The organism is Pontibacter cellulosilyticus (assembly GCF_014306105.1).
Lineage (GTDB): Bacteria > Bacteroidota > Bacteroidia > Cytophagales > Hymenobacteraceae > Pontibacter > Pontibacter cellulosilyticus.
This window is the reverse complement of record NZ_JACRVF010000001.1, coordinates 698413-715152: the sequence shown is the minus strand read 5'-3', so window position 1 is coordinate 715152 and position 16740 is coordinate 698413. Positions and strand designations below refer to the sequence as shown.

The window sequence follows — 16740 nt, the reverse complement described above, 5'->3', positions numbered from 1 at the left end:
AAGAACAGAATCATCACCATGAAAAATAAATTAAGATTAGCCTCTCTTGCTATCGTTTTAAGTGTGGGGTACAGCTACCTGAACCAGGCGCAGGCGCAGGGTTGGGGAGAAGGTGCCAAACTGGAAGATGCAGAGGTTGTAGTTGAAAAGAACAGGGTTATTGAGTTGCCACAGGCTGCCCGTAACTTCGAGAAATTCAGAATACCGCCTCCGGAGTCTGGCGATCGTAACGTGCGTTACCGCTTTACAGATTACCGATTACCGTTGCAGGATATTGAGTTGCAGATGCGGGTCCTTACCATCAAGCAGGACGAGCTCACCAAACTTTACGGCAACTACCTGAAGGCTGGATTCGGTAACTATGGCACGCTGTACCTGAAGGGTTACTTCCATAACAAGCGCAGCAAAGACACAGACTATGGCGCGGAGATCAGCCACATCAGTTCGGCACGCGGTCCTGTTGACAAAGGAAATTCTGCTGTGGCTAATAGCAATATTGGCGTGCACGGAGAGCGTTACCTTAAAGGCTTGACTTTAGGTGGCAGACTAAACTACGGCCGCGATAAATACCACTTCTACGGCTACGCTCCTAATATTGAGCCTGGTGTAGACAAGGATACCATTCAGCAGGTGTTTAACAGAGTAAAGGCAGAGGGAACACTGCACAACCAGACATCCGGTGCACCATTTCTGTACAATGCGAACCTGAAAGCCACTTACCTGAACGACCACTACGATATGTCGGAGGTTAATGTGGCACTGGGTATGCGCAGCGAGTACGGGATTGATGATGTGTCCGCTTTTAAAGTGGATGCAGACCTGTCATTCCTGACGCACAAAGACTCTGCTAGCGTTACCCGTAACTTTGTAAAAGTGTTTCCTTCGTACCAGCGCCAGTTCAATGCTGTGAAGCTTACAATAGGAGCCAACATTGCTTATACAGGCGATACTATCAATGATGCCCGTAATTTCAATGTGTATCCAATGGCACGTCTTGCCCTGGAACCTATCAAGGATAACTTGCAGATATACGCTGGTTTAGGTGGTGATCTTGAAAGGGTAACTTTATATGAGCTTACGCAGGAGAATCCATGGCTGGCGCCAAATGTACAGGTAGCAGACATTAACAAAGGTTTGGAAGTATACGGCGGTTTTCAGGCTAATATTGCCAACTTTGTACACCTAACAGGTCGTGTAGCTTACCAAAACTTCCGCAACCTATACTTCTACAACAACTCCGTCACAGATTCTACCAAGTTCGACCTGTTATATGATGATGGGGTAACAAATGTTATGAATTTTTATGTAGAGGGTTCTTTTAATTATTCTGATGAGTTGCGCATTGGATTAAAGGCTGATTATAACAAGTATAACACCAACAGGCTAGACCAACCGTTTCACCGTCCGGAGCTGATGGGTAGTGTTTTTGCCACCTACAACTTCTACGATAAGATTCTGTTTAATTCAGAACTTTATTATATTGGTAGCTCATTTGGCCGTATCACTCGCCCAGACGGAACAACAATGCTTCGCGAAACCGATACCATTGTGAACCTGAACATAAAGGGTGACTACAAATTCACGAATAATTTCACCATTTTTGTGATGGCCAATAACCTGTTTGCACAAAAGTACGAGAGGTTCGTGAATTACCAGAGTAAAAGTATAAACCTGATAGGTGGTATTACCTACTCATTCTAAAAGCCCATGGTAGAAAAGCACATAAAGTCATTGCTCTATGATCATGACTGTGTCATCATCCCCGATTTTGGAGGATTGATCACACGTTATGTGTCTGCCCGTATCAACCCGGTGAAGCACTCATTCCTGCCGCCTTCTAAAAAGGTAGCCTTTAATGAAAAGCTGGTACTGAATGATGGCCTGCTTATCAGCACCATTGCCTTTAGGGATCAGATTTCGAAAGAAGAGGCGCTGCAATTGGTATCAGACTTTGTTCGCAGGGCTAAAGCCGCACTTCACCAGGAAAACAAGTTTATACTTCAGGATGTAGGCGTTTTCAAGTATAATACAGAGCGTCGCCTGGAGTTTGAATATGTGGAGTCGGATAATATGCTGGAGGCGAGCTTTGGATTGCCGGAGCTGACAGCCAGACCCATACGATTTGAGGAACCTGCGGTACTTCGTACACTTAAGAAAGATCGTCAGCCGGAGGAGGAGCAAACTAAGCAGCCGTTTAAGAAGCGCCTTAAGAGGGCTTACAACATAGCGGCCGGTTTAGCCTTGTTCGGTTTAACAGCATCGGCTTTATACTTCTTGTCGCTTCAGGCAGATTACAACCTGAGTAGCCTGAACCCGATATCGCTCTTCAACCAAAGCTTTAACTCAGTTAAAGCAGAGGCTGCAGATAAGTATGCGGCTGACTATGTGCCTTTTACTGAAGAAGAGCGTCTGGCAACTTATAACGCTATCTTACCTGGGGCAGCCCAGCCTGAGATAATTGCAGAAGAGGAAGCACAGGAGCAGGAAGAGATTGCTTTTGATGAAAGTAATACTTCTGATGAAGCTATGGAAGAGGTTGTAAGTGAGTCTGTTGAAGTGGCTAAGCCTGTTGAAGAAGTAAAGAAAGCAGCAGCGCCTGTACTTACAATTAATGAGAAAACTGATCGTTTTTACATTATAACAGGTGGCTATTCTACTCATCTAAATGCGGAGAACAGTCGCTATGAGATCAATAAAAAAGGCTTTGGAGAAGCAAAAGTGCTTGTTCCGGGCCGTGGCAGCAAATTGTACCGCGTGTCTGTAGCGGATTTTGGAACAGAAGAGGAGGCGCGTGCCGCCTTAGACAAGTATAGAAGTACATTCGGAGAAACTATTTGGGTATTTAATTATTAAAATGACATCACTCTTATTACAAATCACAACCACACCAGTAGATACAACTGCTGTTGCAGCCGCGGGGGGAGAGGCTGCAGAAACTTCCGTATCGCTATTTGATCTGGCTATCAATGGCGGTTGGGCCATGTACCCTTTAGCACTTCTTTCGCTAGCAGCGCTTTACATTTTCTTTGAGCGTTACCTAACCTTAAAGAAAGCAGCCAAGAACCCGGAAGGCTTCAACGATAGAATCAAAAGTATGGTATTGGCCGGCGATATTAACGGTGCCAAGATGCTTTGCGCGCAGGCTAACACGCCTGTTTCCAGGATGATTTCTAAAGGTGTTTCCCGTATCGGTAGCCCTTTGAAGAACATCGAGACATCTATCGAGAACGTTGGTAAAATCGAAATCAGCCGTTTAGAGCGCAACCTTTCGGCACTTGCTACTATTGCTGGTGCTGCGCCAATGCTGGGCTTCCTGGGTACAGTAACCGGTATGATCGGTGCCTTTATCGCCATTGCACAGGCGGAGGGATCAGTTAGTCCAAAGTTATTGTCAAGCGGCATTTATGAGGCGATGGTAACTACAGCTACGGGTCTTATCATTGGTTTGCCTGCTTATGTTGGGTACAACTACCTTGTTTCTAAAATCGACAGCATTGTGCACTCTATGGAGTATTCTTCTATCGAGTTCCTTGATCTGTTACAAGAACCACAATTGTAAGAATGAATTTACGCTCTAAAAACAGGATCAATCCCGAGTTTAGTATGTCCTCAATGACGGACATTATCTTCCTGTTGCTAATATTTTTCATGCTTACCTCCAACTTTGTTACGCCATCGGGCTTGCCGGTAAGTTTGCCTAGCAGCAAAGCTTCTGACATTACGATGCAGAAGATCAGCGTGACGATATCAAAGGATCTGCAGTATTACCTGAACGACAAGCCAATTGCCCTCGAGCAGATTGAGCCGGAGTTGGCAGCGTTATTGCAGGGAGGAACAGAACAGGGAGCCGTTGTGTTACATGTTGACAAGACTGTACCAGTAGAGCACCTTGTTAAAGTGGCTGGTATTGCTAAAAATTTAAATGCCAGCGTAACATTGGCAACAGTACCAAGCGAATAAAAGATAACTATGGCATTTGCCCAATCACAAGAGGAAGAAAAGAATAAGCGTATTGCCGCCGGTGTAAGCATCGGGGTGCATGTGCTTATTTTACTTTTCCTGATATACATGCTAGCCTGGCGTGCACCAGATCCGCCTGCTCCTGAACTTGGCATTGAGCTGAACTTCGGTTTGGATGCAGTAGGTAGCGGCGATGTGCAGACACAGGCAACTCCTAATGTGTCTAAGAACACCGAGGACAGCAAGCCCGCTCCAACACAGCCTGACCCGCTGCCGGAGCCTGCGCCAACTCCTACGCCTACACCACCTGTTAAATCTGTAGAGGCACCTAAAGTTGTTACAACCACTGCCGATGCACCTGTTTCTGCCAAGGAAGTAGAAAAGCCTCAGCCTAAAAAGGAGACAGTTAAAGAGGAAGTTAAAAAGCCTGTTGAGCAGCCGCCTAAAGAGGAGGTAGTTAAGAAAGAGCCTGAAAAGCCTAAGTCACTTTATCCGGGCAAGCCAACCAATAGTACTGGCACCGGTAAAAGTGGAACATCTGATAACGCTACTGGCAATAACAATGGCGACGATGCAAATAAAGTAGGCGATAAAGGCGACCCTAGAGGTAGCTTAGAAGCCAAAGCACTTTATGGCAAGCCTGGTGGAGGTGCCGGTGGCTCATTAAACATGGCCGGATGGGGCTGGGGTGATATTCCTAGAATTAAGGATGCCTCCAGCGAAACAGGTAAAGTTGTTATTAAAGTTGTTATCGGCTCGGACGGGGGTGTTGAGAGCGCTACAGTGGTAGAGAAAACTGTTTCTACGCAGGTAGCCAATATTTACCGTGACGCCGTTTACCGCGATGCCACCTTTGTGAGAACAGGTGAGAACAGAAGCGGAACATCAGGTGCGACAGGCTTTATTACTTACATTATCACAAACAAATAATTCTTATTGATGACATATCAAGATTGTCTTGATTATCTATACCAGCAATTGCCGATGTACCAACGCATCGGCAATGCTGCTTTTAAGAAGAGCCTCGACAACATAATTGCCCTCTGTGAGGCTATGGGGCAGCCCCAGTATAAGTTTAAAAGCATACATGTGGCTGGCACCAACGGCAAGGGCAGCAGCTCTCATATGCTGGCAGCGGTGCTGCAGGAGTCCGGTTACAAAACCGGGCTTTATACTTCGCCCCACTTAAAGTCATTTACAGAACGTGTAAGGATAAATGGACAGGAGTTGCCACAGGAGTATCTTATCCAATTCGTTGAGCAAAATAAAGAGCTATTTGAAAGTATAAAACCATCTTTCTTCGAAATGACGGTGGCGCTTGCCTTCAAATACTTCGCCGATGAGCAGGTAGATATTGCTGTGATTGAAGTTGGCTTGGGTGGCAGGTTGGATTCCACAAATATCATTACCCCTGAAGTTTCCCTGATCACAAATATTGGCTACGATCATCAGGCCTTACTGGGAGACACCATAGGAGCCATTGCTTCCGAGAAGGCTGGCATCATCAAATCAGGCGTTCCAGTTGTTATCAGTACAAAGCAGGAGGAGGCAGAAGAGGTATTTCGTTACAAAGCAAAGCAGGAGAATGCCCTATTATACTTTGCCACAGAGAGTTTTCGGGTAGAGCTAGTGGAAGGAGACCTGGAACGACAAGTTTTCCAGGTTTACAAAGACGAGACTTTATACTTGGCTGGTCTTGAACTGGACCTTACAGGCTCTTATCAAAAGTATAATCTGCCGGGTGTGTTGCACGTGTTGGAACTGCTACAGCAAAAAGGTTATAGTATACCGGAAGAGGCGCTTCGTAGAGGTTTGGCTCAAACCAAAAGTATAACGGGCTTAAAAGGCCGCTGGCAAAAGCTTAATGATACTCCCTTAACTATTTGTGATACCGGGCATAATGAAGATGGGATTAAACAAATAGTTAAACAGCTGGAGACTCTTAAGCCTAAGCAGGTGCATATGGTGTTTGGTGCTGTAAATGACAAAGACATTACTAAAGTGCTGCAGTTGTTGCCCGTAAACTATAAGTACTATTTTTGCCAAGCAGACATTCCGCGAGCGTTGCCTGTGCAGCAGCTTTACGAGCAGGCCACAAGTATAGGCCTGAAAGGGACAATTTATACTTCGGTGGCAGAGGCCATACAGGCTGCCAAAGCAAATGCTGCTCCGGATGAGGTTATTTTTATCGGAGGTAGTACCTTTGTGGTCGCAGAGATTGAAGAACTATAAGTAATGGGAAGATCAAAACTGGCAAAATTTGCTGTTGTTGCCGAGCGTGAGAACGTGGTGCAACCCGGCGATGAGCTTTATGGACAATTAGCCGGCAAGTGGCGCGACTTGCATTTTGAAAACGATAACCCGATTGTGCTTGAGGTAGGTTGTGGCCGTGGCGAATATACCGTGGGTATGGCCAGGCTGTTTCCGGAGAAAAACTTTATCGGCACAGACATAAAGGGAGCCCGCATCTGGAAAGGCAGTACGATGGCAGTGGAGGAGGAAATGGATAATGTCGCTTTCCTGAGAACCTACATCGAACGCATTGAAGAGCATTTCGGGCAGCATGAGATTGATGAGATCTGGATCACTTTCCCTGATCCTCGCCCAAGAGACCGTGACATTAAGCGCCGCCTTACTGCACCAAAGTTTCTGGACATGTATAGCCGTATTGTGAAGCCGGGTGGCATTGTTCATCTAAAAACAGACAACCTGGGGCTGTACGAGTATACGTTAGAAGTGCTACAGGAGCGTAAGGCAGATGGTCTAATTCATACTTCTGACCTGTATAACTCAGATCTGCAAGAACACGCCATGGGGATTTATACTACTTACGAAAAACGCTATCTGGCTGAAGGCATTCCTATTAAATACCTGCAATTCCGGGTAAGGTAATGAAGTTTGAAAGTTAAAGAATTTAGGAGTTAGAGAGGTATGAGGCTTAGAAGTTATGATTTCTTTACTCACACAAAACAAAACGGCCTGCTGAAGTATAAATCAGCAGGCCGTTACTTTTTGCACTCGGAACTCGAGACTCAGAACTGATTTAAGCCTCTTCTATCTCCTCAAATATTTCCTGCAGTTCATCAAAGTCTTTCAGGCCGGGCTTTATCTCGTGGCCTCCCTGTAATCCGATACCTTTCGGTTTAATTTGCTTTAATGTCGCGTTAATATTGTTTTTATCAAGCCCAAAGCCAATGTATACTTTAAACTGCTTGGCGATCTGCTTCAGAAATTTAATGTTAGTCTCGTCAACAGAAGTAAAGTCGTCGGAGTAGATGATAAACGAATCTACCACTGCGCTATAAAGCTCCATCATCTCCAGCAACTCGCTGTCAACGGTGTCTTTGTTAATGAAGATCTTTTGGATTACCGGACGGTTTATCTCTTCAATTTCATCAATGAGGTAAGGTGTATTCAACTGGATGTAGTCCAGTTTAAACTCATCGGCAAGATCGTTAATGATCTCTGGCTTGGCACGCTCAAATTCTCCTGCTAACTGCACACCAGACACCCAACCTGCAATTTCTTTAAGTGTTTCCGGCTGCATGCGCTGCGGGTCGTCCAGCTTTAGGTTAAAGCCGATAATATCAACGCCCATGCCTGCACAGTATCGCGCATCACTTAAATTATTTATTCCATTTACTATAACCGAGGTACGTAGGGCCATTGTACTATACTTTATTCTTGAATTATTAAATCTGATTTGATGCTTCAAAGTAAACTTCAAATCCAAAACAAAGCTACCTTTTTTGCATATTTTTTATGCTTACGTAAACGCACATACCTCGCGTTTCTTATTTGTAGCTACAATATTTGGGCACCTGAATCTTTATTACTCTGTTGTTGTTGCTATATTTGTGAAAAATCAATAAAGAATCGTATTTTAGTTTATTCAATATAAATGAGTACAAAAGGAAGAGTGCTGGTAGCCATGAGCGGTGGAATCGACAGTTCGGTGGCAGCAGTAATGTTACATGAGCAGGGGTATGAAGTAATCGGCATGACCATGAAAACATGGGACTATGCCTCAAGTGGAAGCAGCAAAAAGGAAACCGGATGCTGCAGCCTCGACTCAATCAATGATGCCCGTAACATTGCCGTTAACCTTGGTTTTCCGCACTACATAATAGATATACGCGAAGAGTTCGGTGACTATGTGATTAACCACTTCACGGATGAATACCTGGCAGGACGTACGCCAAACCCTTGCGTGCTGTGCAATACGCACATTAAGTGGGATGCATTGCTTCGTCGTGCTGACCAATTAGGTTGCGAATTTATTGCTACTGGCCACTACGCCAACATTCGTGAAGAAAATGGCCGCTATGTGATCTCAAAAGGATTGGATGAGAACAAGGATCAGTCGTATGCTCTGTGGGGTATTTCCCAGAAAAGCTTGAGCCGTACCATCTTCCCATTGGGCAAGTTGCATAAGACTGAAATTCGCCAGATGGCTCTAGATCGTGGCTTTACAGAATTAGTAAACAAGCCGGAGTCTTACGAGATCTGCTTTATCCCAGACAATGACTACCGTGGTTTCCTGAAGCGCCGAGTAGATGGACTGGAGGAGCAGGTTGCAGGAGGTGAGTTTGTTTTGGAAGACGGTACTGTTGTAGGTACTCATGAGGGCTATCCTTTTTACACGATCGGGCAGCGTAAAGGCTTGGGTGTGGCATTAGGTTTTCCGGCATATGTAACGCGTATCGATAAAGAGACTAACCGTGTAGTGTTGGGCAACTTTGATGAGCTTGCTAAAAATGCGATGACAGTGGGCAAACTGACAATGGGCAAGTATGAAAACCTGATCGACAGGCCTATTACAACCATTACCAAAGTGCGTTACAACGATCCGGGTACAGAAGCTATCATAGAGCAGGAGGGAGATAAAATGAAAGTACACTTCCTGAGAGGTGTTCATGCGATTGCTCCTGGTCAGGCAGCTGTATTCTACGAAGGAGACGATGTAGTTGGCGGCGGCTGGATTGAAACGAACTATAATCTGGATAAAGAGTATAACCTGGATTTCAAACTTAACGTGCTGCAATAGCAAAGTATGAGAAAAGCGCTGTTATTCTGTTTGCTTATAGCCGTGGCTGGTATTGCCGGCTGCGAAACAACCTATATAGAGCAAGACCGTGAAGCATTGGGTTTAGATTACTACCCGCTGGAGATCGGCGACTTTAAAGTATATAAAGTTGTAGATATCAAGTATCAGAATAACATCGCCACCAAAGATAGTTTTGAGATGCGGGAGGTAGTGGATACTACTTTCCTGGACCAGACCAATACGCTTAACTATAAAATTGTTCGTTCCATTAAGCGCTACGGACAAAACGAGTGGGTAGAAGACTCAGTGATGACCGTTGTGAAATCGAATGAGTATGTTGTGCTGACTAAAGACAACACGAAGTATGTAAAATTTGTTTTTCCTGTTAAGGAAGGAAAGATATGGTTAGGAGACGCGTTTAATGATAGAGTGGTGAACGAACTCGAGACAGATCCATACCTACGCAAAGAACCTTATACTTATACCGCTCTTGGAGAACCTGCTGAAGTTAAAGGTACAGTTTATCCTAACACAGTAACTGTTGTGCAGGGGAAGCCTAAAAACGATATTTTGTTGCTGGATGACCGAAAAGAAATATATGCTAAAGGTATAGGCAGAGTATATAGGTTATTTAACCGCGTGGTATACTGTAACAATACCAGCTGCCCACAGGATACTGGTTATAAGCTTAATGGCCACGAACGCCATGAAACCCTAATTACTTACGGAAGCAGATAACCCATGCGTCAGTTCTTGCTCTATATATTCATGCTGCTGTGTGCGCCATACTTTGTGGCACAGGCACAGGATACTTCGCCGGAGCAGAAAAGACTCATCTATTTTACAGACAAAGCCAACTCTCCTTATTCACTGCAGCAGCCCCTGGCTTATCTTTCACAAAAGGCACTTGACAGGAGGCAAAGGCAAAGTATAGCTTTAAAAGAAAGGGATCTGCCTGTAAATCCGTCTTATGTGACCGGGCTGAAAGCACAAGGCGTAAAAGTATGGTATACTTCGCGTTGGTTTAATGCGGCTGTCGTGCAGTGCTCAGACGAGGAAATTGCCGCACTAGAAGCCCTGCCTTATGTTAGGTCTTCCAGAACCCTTAATCGTATAGCTGTGCCAACTCAGGGTACGTTAAGCGCAGGACAGGTAGAGACTGTAGCTTTTTTGAATACTCCCGAAGAGCTTTATGGTCTATCGTTTCACCAGGCAAACATGCTTGGGGCTATAGAACTTCATAGTGCCGGTTTTAAAGGTTCTGGAATGACCATCGCTGTACTTGATGCAGGCTTCCCGGGAGTAAATACCATCAGTGCTTTCACACACCTTTTCCAGCAAAACAAGATTAAGGGAACATTTGATTTCGTGCAGAAGCAGGAGAATGTGTACGGGGCTAACTCACACGGTACATCTGTTCTCTCTACCATGGCTGCTTATGATCCCGGTAAAATTATTGGAACTGCCTACGAAGCAAATTACATCCTACTCAGAACCGAAGACGCTGCTACCGAGCATAACATAGAGGAAATTAACTGGTTGCTGGCCGCGGAGTATGCCGATAGCGCCGGTGCCGATGTAATAAATTCTTCACTAGGTTATAACACCTTCGATAGTCCTTCCACAAGCTATACCTACAGCGAAATGGACGGCAATACCTCACTTGTAGCCAAAGCAGCCGATCTGGCGGCTCAGGTAGGTATGTTGATAATTACAAGTGCAGGAAATGAAGGTGGAAGTCCATGGAAGTATATTTCCTCTCCAGCTGATGCAGATTCTGTACTGGCTGTTGGTGCAGTAGACTCACTTGGTGTAAAAGCAACTTTTAGCTCTTTCGGTCCTTCGGCAGACGGGCAGATAAAACCTGATGTAGTGGCGTTAGGACGTTTGGCCTATGTATTATCTGCGGCTGGTAACTTAGGTAAAGCTAACGGCACGTCTTTTTCAGGGCCCATAGTGGCAGGGTTTGCAGCAAGCCTGTGGCAGGCGAATCCGGGTAAGACTAATTACGAGATCATCCAGATGTTGCGCCGTAGCGGTAGCCAGGCAGCAAACCCCGATAACAACATTGGCTACGGTATACCGAGCTACAGCCGTGTCCTTTCTTCCCCGGCATTATTCCCAACTGGCGACAAAGTTTTTATCACCAACCCCGTGACAGACAAACCTATTGTGCTGCTGTTGGGGCAGGAGTGGTTAAAGCATTCTATGGATGTGCAGATACTGAATGCAACTGGAAAACTCATCATGAGGCAGCAAATTAAACAGCCTGCTGCTGAGCAGAAGCTGAAACTGGAGCCGCATACATTAAGCAGTGGGTTATACTTGTGCAGGATAAGCTCGGGTAGTGCAGCTGTAACAGTTCGTTTTATCAAATTATAGCCTTTTTTCATACTTCCTCTTTACCCAAAAAAGTTACCTTTGCAGGCATGAGACCAATAATAGCCCCATCTGTACTAGCCTCAGACTTCGCAAATCTGCAGTCGGAGGTCGAAATGCTTAACAAAAGCCAGGCCGATTGGCTGCACATCGACATCATGGACGGACGATTTGTGCCAAACATTTCATTCGGATTTCCTGTAATGGAAGCCATCAAGAAGCACGCCCAAAAGCCGATGGATGTACACCTGATGATCGTAGAGCCGGAATTATACATTGAGCGCTTCCGCGCAGCAGGTGCCGATACTATTTCTGTACACATCGAGGCCTGCAACCACCTGCACCGAACCATACAGCAGATTAAAGCAACCGGCGCAAAGGCAGGTGTGGCTGTTAATCCGCATACTTCTGTTAGTCTTCTCGAAGATGTGATCGAAGATCTGGATCTCGTTTGCCTGATGTCTGTTAATCCAGGCTTCGGCGGTCAGAAGTTTATTCATAACACATACCGCAAAATAGAGGCACTAAAGAATCTGATCATCTCCCGTAACTCGAATGCTTTAATTGAGGTAGACGGAGGCGTGAATGAGCAGAATGCTCCGCTTTTGCTTGAAAAAGGAGCTGATGTGTTGGTGGCGGGTAATTTTGTTTTCTCTGCTGCTGATCCTATCCAGACAATCGCTAACTTAAAAAACTCAACGAAGTAAATTCAAGCCGCTTATGCTGAAATATCTGTCGGTATGGTTGTTAATGCTTTTGCCGTTAGGTGTTTCAGCACAGCAGGCTTTTGTTACCGGCAAAGTATACGATAATGCCGGTGAACCGCTGGAGTTAGCGACTGTAAGTATAAAAGGCACCACCACCGGCACGCAAACAAATGAGCAGGGTGTGTTTAAACTGGAGGTTCCGGCAAACCAACAGTTTATACTTGTGGTGCGGTACGTCGGCTTTAAACAACTAGAGCGTTCACTCCAGGTAGCTCCGGGTCAAACACAAAATCTGCAGTTCAGGCTCGAGGCAGACCCACAACAGCTCGGTACTGTTAATGTGCGCGGCAAAAACGAGAATGATACCCGTGAGCAGGTAAGCGTAACTAAGCTAGACCCGCGCATTACCCGAAATCTACCATCAGCATACGGTGACTTTAATAAAATTCTGGTCACGCTTCCCGGCGTGTCTAGTAACAATGAGCTTTCGAGTACCTACTCCGTTAGAGGCGGCAATTACGATGAAAACCTTGTCTACGTCAATAACATCGAGATTTACAGGCCATTTCTGATCACAGCGGCACAGCAGGAGGGACTAAGCTTTGTAAACCCTGACCTGGTGCAGGATATAGAATTCTCTTCTGGAGGCTGGCAACCTAAGTATGGCGATAAGCTTTCGTCGGTATTAAGTATAAAGTATAAAACTCCTCAAAAATTCGCAGCCTCTGTAACAGGCGGTTTAACAGGCGGCTCGGTTCATTTAGAGTCTGCTTCCAAAAACAAGAAAATTACTTACCTGCTCGGTGTTCGCCACAAAAGCGGCCAATACATGCTGCAAGGCCTCCAGATCGACGGTGACTATCGGCCTAACTTCTCTGATGCACAAGCTTATATCACCTACGATTTTAGCAAAGCAGGTAGAGAGGCAGGAACAACTACATTGGGTTTACTAGCGAGTTATGCCCATAATAATTTCCTGGTGATACCGGAGAACAGGGTTACGACCTTTGGCACCCGCCAGACACCGCTACGTTTGTATGTTGCATTCGACGGGAGGGAGTTGATGGAGTACCGCACCTTCCAGACAGGCTTAAACCTGAACCATAGATTTTCTGACAGCTTCAGTAGTGAGTTTATACTTTCAGGAGTGCAGTCGAGGGAGCGTGAGTTCCGTGATTTGGAGGCTGGGTACAGGTTAAGTGAAGTAAGCGTTAACTCTAACAATTTAGGCGAGGATGAACGCACCAGGGGAGTAGGCAGTCAGTTTGACCACTCACGAAACACCCTATTGGCACGTTTTGCAACTGCTGAAACCAGAAATAGCTGGCGTGTGAGTCAGCGCAGCAATGTACAGTTTGGGTTCAAGGCTGGCCTCGAGGATATTGACGATCAGATAGCAGAGTATGGCTTTGTTGATTCTGCAGATTTTGTGAACCAAACATATCTGCTTAACTCAGATCTTAACCTCAACAGCATGCGCTACAATGCCTATGCGCAGCATACTTATGAGATGGATTCACTTAAAACTATAACCTATGGTATCAGGGCAAGTTACTGGGGGTTTAACAAAGAGTATACTTTCACGCCAAGAGTCCAGTATTCTTTTATTACAAGGCGCAACCCAGACTTATCCTTTAAAGCAGCTATAGGTTTATACTATCAGCCACCGTTTTACAGGGAATTGCGCGATTTTGAAGGTCAGTTAAATAAAGAGATTGAGGTGCAGCGTTCAGTGCATGCTATCATAGGGTCAGATTATCTTTTCCAGGCTTGGGGCCGGGACTTTAAGTTTACTGCCGAAGCTTACTACAAGCACATGACCAATGTGATACCCTACGATGTAGACAATGTGCGTCTGCGCTATTATGCAAAAAATAACGCTAAAGCCTATGCAACCGGCTTAGATATGCGCGTGAATGGTGAGTTTATAGAAGGTGCTGAATCATGGCTAAGCTTTGGGCTGATGCAGACAAAAGAGAATGTCACCGGCGACTCAACTTTTATTTTTGCCCCCAACGGAGATATAACAGGTAGGAAAGAAGTCGGTTACCTGCGCCGCCCTACAGACCAACTCATGAATATTGGCGTATTCTTCCAGGACCACCTGCCGGATAATCCTACCATACGCATGTACCTGAATCTCGTGTACGGTAGCGGATTACCGTTTGGCCCACCAAGGCAGCCTGAATTTAGAAACTCTTTCAATGGTAAATCCTACAAACGGCTCGACCTTGGTTTTTCAAAAGTGATCGTGCTGGAAAGTGAGTTGGTAGAGCGTAAGAAAATCTCGCTGCAGAGCCTTTGGATCGGTTTGGAAGTATTAAACCTGATCGATGCCAATAACAGGGTATCTTATACTTATGTGCAGGATGTAAACGGGCTCACTTATGCCGTTCCTAATTTTCTGACTGGGCGCCGTTTGAATCTTCGCTTTGTAGCAACATTTTAAAGAACTGCTATAAATCAGAAAAGGGAGCTCATCGGTTCCCTTTTCTGTTACTTAGATTTCACAATCCTATTTTATCTTCTTCCAGCTGTTGAATGCTGATTCTATTTCTTTTGCATATGTTTTGTAAGACTCAGGCTCATCGCTGCCAAGTTTGATCGCCTTGGCTGTCAGATCGGTGGCCATCTCATACTCTTTATTCAGCGCGTAGAGTTTAGCTTTTATCCAGTTATTAAAGAAATTATCTTTTATAGAAATGGATTTATTTATCCACTCCAGTGCTTTCTGGTGGTGCTCACGGCGTGGCAGCATAAATTCGGCACTCTGGGCCCAGATGTACCAATCATCAGGTTCAGCTTTTGCTAAAGCATTCTGGATATTAGCCAAGGCCTTTTTCTCAACTTCTGTTTCTATGTTCAGCGTAACAGTTACGTTTTCCCACTTAAGGTTTAGCTTGCCAGTATTAGTACCAATATCAGAAAACTGGAACTGCATAGTTTCCTGAAAGTCAGATTTTAAAGGCTTTACTTCAAGGTAAGCAACATCGTTCAGTTCATTATAGCCATCCAAACCCCAAAGTGTAGTATCTCGGTTTAGAATGATGTTCCAGGTTGAATCAGCCTTAGGCAATAAGAAAAATGAATAAGTGCCAGCAGGTACCCGCTCATTATTCAAAAATAACTCATCGGTAAAAGATATAAGCGTTGCCTCATTTGCGCCTGCCCGCCACATAGTACCAAAGGGCACAAGCGAGCCAAACACTTTACGCCCTTTCACACTGGGAGCATGGTAACGCACAGATATATCCGTCAGTCCAATTGTCTGCTTCACTAATGCTTCCGGACTAGCTTGCGGCAGTTTTAACTGAGCCTCAGCTGTGAATGAGAAAAGTGTAACAAGAGTAACTAAAATGAAAAAGAAGTGGCGATACATATTGCTGCTAATTATACTTTCTAGGTAGATAAGACTACTGAAAAAATTGTGCCAGATAAAGGCAAACAAACTCTTAAGCAAAATTAGTCAACTTATACATAAGTATGTGCAACTACTAAACATTAGTTTCATTTCATTACTGATAATGTGATTTGGATATTTTGGTTATTAATTATGTTATAACAACGAAAAAATTGTAAAATTTTTATATTAAAAAAGCAACCTTATTAATGAAATAGTGTATATCACCCTTGACATATTGATATGAATCAGCTAGTGAATTTGTGCTGATATGCTTTTTAACTATAAATAGAGACTTTTAGCCTTAAAGGTACAACTCGCATAGTAGTTGTATTCCAATTCTTACTGTAGTTGCCTCATTACTAATGAGAATTTAACTATTCCTATATATAAGTTTACTCCTAATTACTTCATGCCTGTATAGATGTGCCTTCATTTGTTGTAGGTATCTACCTCAGGTTAGTAAGTGTATTTTTTGCATAGAGTATTTTTAAACAATCAACCCAACAATTATGCATGTAAAATTTTTACTCAAACAAATGGCAAAATGGCGATCGGTATATATCATCGCCTTTATTGCCTCTTTATCCTTTTATGGGGTAAGCGCATTTAACACCTATGAGCCGACAGTTATGTCAGATAAGGATGATTATTCACCGGGGGAGGTAGCAATAATCACCGGTTATGGCTGGACACAAGATAGTCTAGTTGACATCCACCTTGAAGAAGACCCTGCTTATGAGCATCATCATGCATATCATGATACGAAAGTAAATCCTGATGGAAGCTGGCGGATTGAGTATCTGATAGAGGAACGGCACCTTGGCACTAAGTTCACTGTAATTGTTGAGGGTAAACAAAGTGGCGTAAAGGCCTATACTTATTTTACTGATGGAGTTTCAATTAACATACAATCAGGTTCTAATCCAGTTTGCTCAGGAGGTTCTATAACACTAAGAGCTAGTATTGATCCGGGTACCGGAGGAGGGGGAAGCTATGTATGGAAAAAAGATGGGAATAATATTGTAGGAGCGACATCAAGAGATCTTGTATTAAGTAATTTTTCATCTATGAATATTGGTGAATATCAAGCTGTTTATACAAAATCAGGACAAAGTTATTCTTCTAATACGATATCCTTATTAATGCCAACTGCTCCTGTGGCAAACGCCAGCCAGGCGTTCTGCTCAGCTGCTTTGCCGAAGGTCTCTGACCTTTCAGCCGCAGGCTCTAACCTGAAGTGGTAC

General features: G+C 44.5%; 15 protein-coding genes. 13 read left to right on the top strand and 2 right to left on the bottom strand.

Features of this window, described 5'->3' with window-relative positions; genetic code table 11:
* The first annotated feature begins 18 nt into the window (after positions 1 to 18).
* The 7 genes from H8S84_RS03130 to trmB are packed head-to-tail and all read left to right on the top strand — an operon-like array spanning position 19 to position 6852.
* Positions 19 to 1701 (top strand): TonB-dependent receptor, encoded by a 1683-nt coding sequence (locus H8S84_RS03130; RefSeq protein WP_187065809.1) that lies wholly within the window; start codon positions 19 to 21, stop codon positions 1699 to 1701.
* A gap of 6 nt (positions 1702 to 1707) precedes the next feature.
* Complete coding sequence (locus tag H8S84_RS03125) at positions 1708 to 2853, top strand: HU domain-containing protein (RefSeq protein ID WP_187065808.1); 1146 nt, start codon at positions 1708 to 1710, stop codon at positions 2851 to 2853.
* A 1-nt stretch (position 2854) separates the two neighbouring features.
* A complete protein-coding gene (locus H8S84_RS03120) occupies positions 2855 to 3559 on the top strand; it encodes a MotA/TolQ/ExbB proton channel family protein (RefSeq protein WP_187065807.1) in 705 nt (234 codons plus the stop codon).
* 2 nt (positions 3560 to 3561) lie between these two features.
* Complete coding sequence (locus H8S84_RS03115; protein WP_187065806.1) at positions 3562 to 3960, top strand: ExbD/TolR family protein; 399 nt, start codon at positions 3562 to 3564, stop codon at positions 3958 to 3960.
* A gap of 9 nt (positions 3961 to 3969) precedes the next feature.
* Positions 3970 to 4890: a cell envelope integrity protein TolA gene (locus tag H8S84_RS03110; protein ID WP_187065805.1), complete on the top strand. Its 921-nt coding sequence runs from the start codon at positions 3970 to 3972 to the stop codon at positions 4888 to 4890.
* Between the two features lie 9 nt (positions 4891 to 4899).
* Positions 4900 to 6192: a bifunctional folylpolyglutamate synthase/dihydrofolate synthase gene (locus H8S84_RS03105; protein ID WP_187065804.1), complete on the top strand. Its 1293-nt coding sequence runs from the start codon at positions 4900 to 4902 to the stop codon at positions 6190 to 6192.
* Positions 6193 to 6195: 3 nt separating this feature from the next.
* The gene (gene trmB, locus H8S84_RS03100; RefSeq protein WP_187065803.1) at positions 6196 to 6852 is read left to right on the top strand and encodes a tRNA (guanosine(46)-N7)-methyltransferase TrmB; all 657 of its coding nucleotides are present in this window, start codon (positions 6196 to 6198) and stop codon (positions 6850 to 6852) included.
* A 151-nt stretch (positions 6853 to 7003) separates the two neighbouring features.
* Here the strand turns inward: trmB and trpF are convergent, their stop codons facing one another.
* Positions 7004 to 7627: a phosphoribosylanthranilate isomerase gene (trpF, locus tag H8S84_RS03095; protein WP_187065802.1), complete on the bottom strand. Its 624-nt coding sequence runs from the start codon at positions 7625 to 7627 to the stop codon at positions 7004 to 7006.
* A gap of 234 nt (positions 7628 to 7861) precedes the next feature.
* On the opposite strand from trpF, the gene mnmA reads away from it, so the two are divergent.
* From mnmA to H8S84_RS03070, 5 genes are read left to right on the top strand one after another with little or no spacing between them, the layout of a single operon-like run.
* Positions 7862 to 9007 (top strand): tRNA 2-thiouridine(34) synthase MnmA, encoded by a 1146-nt coding sequence (mnmA, locus tag H8S84_RS03090; protein WP_187065801.1) that lies wholly within the window; start codon positions 7862 to 7864, stop codon positions 9005 to 9007.
* A gap of 6 nt (positions 9008 to 9013) precedes the next feature.
* Positions 9014 to 9745 carry a hypothetical protein gene (locus H8S84_RS03085; RefSeq protein ID WP_187065800.1) on the top strand — a complete coding sequence of 244 codons (732 nt, stop codon included), beginning with the start codon at positions 9014 to 9016 and terminating at the stop codon, positions 9743 to 9745.
* A 3-nt stretch (positions 9746 to 9748) separates the two neighbouring features.
* Positions 9749 to 11389, top strand: a complete 1641-nt coding sequence (locus H8S84_RS03080; protein ID WP_187065799.1) for a S8 family serine peptidase — start codon at positions 9749 to 9751, stop codon at positions 11387 to 11389.
* A 47-nt stretch (positions 11390 to 11436) separates the two neighbouring features.
* A complete protein-coding gene (gene rpe / locus H8S84_RS03075) occupies positions 11437 to 12093 on the top strand; it encodes a ribulose-phosphate 3-epimerase (protein WP_187065798.1) in 657 nt (218 codons plus the stop codon).
* 13 nt (positions 12094 to 12106) lie between these two features.
* Positions 12107 to 14542 (top strand): TonB-dependent receptor, encoded by a 2436-nt coding sequence (locus H8S84_RS03070; protein ID WP_187065797.1) that lies wholly within the window; start codon positions 12107 to 12109, stop codon positions 14540 to 14542.
* Positions 14543 to 14608: 66 nt separating this feature from the next.
* On the opposite strand, the gene H8S84_RS03065 is transcribed toward H8S84_RS03070, so the two are convergent.
* Positions 14609 to 15472: a DUF2911 domain-containing protein gene (locus H8S84_RS03065; protein ID WP_187065796.1), complete on the bottom strand. Its 864-nt coding sequence runs from the start codon at positions 15470 to 15472 to the stop codon at positions 14609 to 14611.
* A gap of 533 nt (positions 15473 to 16005) precedes the next feature.
* Here H8S84_RS03065 and H8S84_RS03060 point away from each other — a divergent pair.
* A partial coding sequence (locus tag H8S84_RS03060; RefSeq protein WP_222621559.1) for a hypothetical protein occupies positions 16006 to 16740 on the top strand: 735 nt, incomplete at its 3' end.

Excerpts from the sequence above, each read along its gene's own strand:
- H8S84_RS03130 (WP_187065809.1), top strand. The coding sequence starts at position 19 with ATGAAAAATAAATTAAGATTAGCCTCTCTTGCTATCGTTTTAAGTGTG.
- H8S84_RS03125 (WP_187065808.1), top strand. The coding sequence starts at position 1,708 with ATGGTAGAAAAGCACATAAAGTCATTGCTCTATGATCATGACTGTGTC.
- H8S84_RS03120 (WP_187065807.1), top strand. The coding sequence starts at position 2,855 with ATGACATCACTCTTATTACAAATCACAACCACACCAGTAGATACAACT.
- H8S84_RS03115 (WP_187065806.1), top strand. The coding sequence starts at position 3,562 with ATGAATTTACGCTCTAAAAACAGGATCAATCCCGAGTTTAGTATGTCC.
- H8S84_RS03110 (WP_187065805.1), top strand. The coding sequence starts at position 3,970 with ATGGCATTTGCCCAATCACAAGAGGAAGAAAAGAATAAGCGTATTGCC.
- H8S84_RS03105 (WP_187065804.1), top strand. The coding sequence starts at position 4,900 with ATGACATATCAAGATTGTCTTGATTATCTATACCAGCAATTGCCGATG.
- trmB (WP_187065803.1), top strand. The coding sequence starts at position 6,196 with ATGGGAAGATCAAAACTGGCAAAATTTGCTGTTGTTGCCGAGCGTGAG.
- trpF (WP_187065802.1), bottom strand. The coding sequence starts at position 7,627 with ATGGCCCTACGTACCTCGGTTATAGTAAATGGAATAAATAATTTAAGT.
- mnmA (WP_187065801.1), top strand. The coding sequence starts at position 7,862 with ATGAGTACAAAAGGAAGAGTGCTGGTAGCCATGAGCGGTGGAATCGAC.
- H8S84_RS03085 (WP_187065800.1), top strand. The coding sequence starts at position 9,014 with ATGAGAAAAGCGCTGTTATTCTGTTTGCTTATAGCCGTGGCTGGTATT.
- H8S84_RS03080 (WP_187065799.1), top strand. The coding sequence starts at position 9,749 with ATGCGTCAGTTCTTGCTCTATATATTCATGCTGCTGTGTGCGCCATAC.
- rpe (WP_187065798.1), top strand. The coding sequence starts at position 11,437 with ATGAGACCAATAATAGCCCCATCTGTACTAGCCTCAGACTTCGCAAAT.
- H8S84_RS03070 (WP_187065797.1), top strand. The coding sequence starts at position 12,107 with ATGCTGAAATATCTGTCGGTATGGTTGTTAATGCTTTTGCCGTTAGGT.
- H8S84_RS03065 (WP_187065796.1), bottom strand. The coding sequence starts at position 15,472 with ATGTATCGCCACTTCTTTTTCATTTTAGTTACTCTTGTTACACTTTTC.